Consider the following 1,030-nt stretch of genomic DNA (forward strand, 5'->3'; position numbering starts at 1 on the left):
TCACCGGCGAGACGATCGACGCGGCGACAGCCAAGGAATTCGGCCTGATCAATCGCATCGTGCCGCGCGAATATCTGAATCAGGTTGTCAACAAATACGCGCAAACCATTGCTTCAAAATCGTCTTTGGTCGTCAAGACCGGTAAGGAAGCCTTCTACGCCCAGGCCGAAATGGGCCTCGCCGACGCCTACGCCTATACCGGCCGCGTGATGGTCGAAAACATGCTGGCGCGCGACGCCGAGGAAGGCATCGGCGCCTTCATCGGCAAGCGCAAGCCGGAATGGACCGACGAATAGCCCGGAATGCAGCCGCGCTTTTCCATCGTTGAGGGTCTGACGTGGCTGCCCGCAAGCAGTTGACGCGGCTGAAGGCGCCCTATCTCAAGCGCATCCTGCTTGAGCCGTCGCGGGTCGCGGATTGGGAAAAGTATCCCTGGAACCTGCCGATCTTTCAGAGCCGCGAATTCGAGTTCGAGTTCGCGACCGCTATTACCATCATCGTCGGCGAGAACGGCACCGGCAAATCGACATTGCTAGAGGCCATCGGCGCGCTGGCGGGTTACGATGAGGCTGGCGGCGGCAAGGGCTACCGGCCGGTCGACCACTCCAGTGCCGTGGACAAGAGCGGCACGGCACTTGCTGCCGCGTTACGGTGCCATTGGCTGCCGAAGGTCACCGCGGGCTGGTTCTTTCGCGCCGAGTCCTTCTATTCCGTAGCACGCTACCTCGATCGCGCCGCGCTCGATGTTGGCGAGGCGCCGCCCGATTTCCTGTCATGGTCGCATGGCGAAGGTTTCATCCGCTTCTTCGAGGAACGCTGCCGCCGGCAAGGCATCTACATCCTCGACGAACCCGAGAGCGCGCTGTCGCCGACGCGCCAGATCGAATTGTTGAGGCTGTTTCAGAGAATGGAGCGATCAGGCACCGCGCAGGTGATCATGGCGACGCATTCGCCGCTGCTGATGGCCTGTCCGAACGCGCGCCTATTCCGCGTCAGCCGCTTCGGCCTCGACCCGATCGACTTTCAGGAC

General features: G+C 61.8%; 2 protein-coding genes. Both read left to right on the forward strand.

Translation table 11 applies throughout. The annotated features are described in order from the left end of the window. The coding region (locus EOA38_RS37565; RefSeq protein ID WP_245481035.1) for an enoyl-CoA hydratase-related protein at positions 1–296 on the forward strand (296 nt) is incomplete at its 5' end. A gap of 41 nt (positions 297–337) precedes the next feature. After that, positions 338–1,030, forward strand: a 693-nt coding sequence (locus EOA38_RS37570; RefSeq protein ID WP_127301582.1) for an AAA family ATPase, incomplete at its 3' end; no start/stop codon positions are given.

The organism is Mesorhizobium sp. M1E.F.Ca.ET.041.01.1.1, assembly GCF_003997355.1.
Classification (GTDB): Bacteria; Pseudomonadota; Alphaproteobacteria; order Rhizobiales; family Rhizobiaceae; genus Mesorhizobium.